Raw genomic sequence first — 2,053 nt, 5'->3', positions numbered from 1 at the left:
GGTGGCTTTGCTGCATTGCAAAACTTCACCTATACTGGATTCCAGTCCACGGCAATACTTCAAGGGAGCGTCCTATGGGTATCGGCAACTGGAAGATCGGCGTCCGCCTCGCGGCCGGACTGGGTGTGGCGCTGGCGTTCATGGTCGGGATTTCGGCCATCGGCATCGGCAGCCTGGGCAAGCTGAATGACGGCACCGAGGATATCGCCAGCGACAAAGTACCCAAGGTGATCGCAGCCTATGAAGCGATCGGCGGACTCAATGACATCGCCCGCGCCATGCGCAATGCGATGCTCAGCACCGATCCCGAAACGGTGCAGAAAGAGCTGAAGCGCGTCGAGGACCGCAAGGCTGACATCGCGGTCCAGCTGGACAAGCTCCAGAAGCTGATTGAAGACGATGTCGATAACGGCAGCCGCACCCGGTTGAAAACCGTGCTCGAAGCGCGCGAGCGCTATCTGGTGGTGCAATCCACTTTCTTGGATAAATCCGCCGATGCCGGCAAACGCGATGAAGCGGTGGCATACCTGCTGAGCGCCGTGCGCAAGGAGCAGACCGCTTATCTGAATTCACTCACTGACCTCGTGAAGTACCAGGGCGAAGCCGTGGGTATTGCGAGCCAGGAAGCCGAGAAGGCGTACGCCAGCTCGCGCAACAGGATGATCGGCCTGACCGTGGTGGCCACGCTGCTGGCAGCCGGCGTGCTGTGGTGGGTCACGCGCAGCATCACCAGTCCCTTGAGCCGCGCCGTGGGCGTAGCGGAAGCGGTGGCCAGCGGCGATCTCACGCAGCGCATCGAATGCCACACCAGCGACGAAACGGGACAGCTGCTGCGCGCGCTGAAGAATATGAATGAAAGCCTGGTGCGCACGGTGGGCAAGGTGCGTTCGGGATCGGATACCATCACCACGGCATCCAACGAAATCGCCAGCGGCAATCTCGATCTGTCTTCCCGTACTGAGCAGCAGGCATCCAGTCTTGAGGAGACGGCTTCCTCAATGGAGGAGCTGACGTCCACCGTTCAACAGAATGCGCAGAACGCCCAGCAGGCGACACAGCTGGTGGTGGCGGCGTCCGATTTCGCCACCAAGGGCGGGCGCGTGGTGGGCGAAGTGGTCAGCACCATGGGCGCGATCAAGGAAAGCTCGAACCGCATCGTGGACATCATTGGCGTCATCGACGGCATCGCTTTCCAGACCAATATCCTTGCGCTGAATGCCGCCGTTGAAGCGGCACGCGCAGGGGAGCAGGGCAGGGGCTTTGCCGTGGTCGCATCGGAAGTGCGCAATCTGGCGGCGCGCTCCGCATCGGCCGCGAAGGAAATCAAGGAGCTGATCGGTCACTCGGTCGATACGGTGGATGCCGGCGCGCGCCTGGTCGATGAGGCAGGCGTGACGATGGACGGCATCGTCAAGGCGGTGCAGCAGGTGGAAGCGATCATGAAGGAGATCAGCGCCGCCAGCACCGAACAGAGCTCGGGCATCGCGCAAGTCAATCAAGCCATTGTGCAGATTGACGATGTGACGCAGCAGAATGCAGCCTTGGTTGAGGAGGCTGCGGCCGCCGCGCAGTCGATGCGCGATCAGGCCGAAATGCTGGCCGAGGCGGTCAGCGTATTCCAGCTGGCGGATCAGAAAACCGATCCGCAGCGCCTGGCGGCGCGTGCCGTGGTGAAGGCTGCGACGCGGCCTGCGCCGCAGTTGAAAAAGCCCGCCGCGGCGCCGAAGCGTACTCCGGCGCCCGCAGCGGATACTGCTGGTGAATGGGAGGAGTTCTGACGCGTAGCGGCGCGGCTTAGAATTCTTCCCAATCGCCACCGTTGGCGGCACGCGCACCCGTGCGGACCGGGGATGGCTTGGCTGCGGCAATGCGCGGCTGGCTGCGTGGCTGCAGGCGCGTTACCGACGCGCTGTGTGGCGCGGCGCCGCCCTGGTTGTTGAGGCGGAATACGCTGACTGCCTGCTTCAGCGACTCGGCCTGGTCCTGCAGTGCGCCTGCTGCGGCAGCGGCTTCTTCCACCAGCGCTGCGTTCTGCTGCGTCACGGTATCCATC

General features: G+C 63.2%; 1 protein-coding gene and 1 pseudogene. One reads left to right on the top strand and one right to left on the bottom strand.

From position 1 onward, the window contains the following. Nucleotides 1-74: 74 nt before the first annotated feature. Complete coding sequence (locus AB4Z11_RS30265) at nt 75-1,778, top strand: methyl-accepting chemotaxis protein (RefSeq protein WP_442029667.1); 1,704 nt, start codon at nt 75-77, stop codon at nt 1,776-1,778. Between the two features lie 16 nt (nt 1,779-1,794). On the opposite strand, the pseudogene AB4Z11_RS30260 reads toward AB4Z11_RS30265, so the two are convergent. After that, a pseudogene (locus tag AB4Z11_RS30260) lies at nt 1,795-2,053 on the bottom strand (methyl-accepting chemotaxis protein); the annotation flags it as partial.

The sequence above is a fragment of the Pseudoduganella sp. RAF53_2 genome, from assembly GCF_052113985.1.
Lineage (GTDB): Bacteria > Pseudomonadota > Gammaproteobacteria > Burkholderiales > Burkholderiaceae_D > Rugamonas.
The sequence above is the reverse complement of the archived record's forward strand: the minus strand, read 5'-3'. Positions and strand labels throughout refer to the sequence as shown.

Excerpts from the sequence above, each read along its gene's own strand:
- AB4Z11_RS30265 (WP_442029667.1), top strand. The coding sequence starts at position 75 with ATGGGTATCGGCAACTGGAAGATCGGCGTCCGCCTCGCGGCCGGACTG.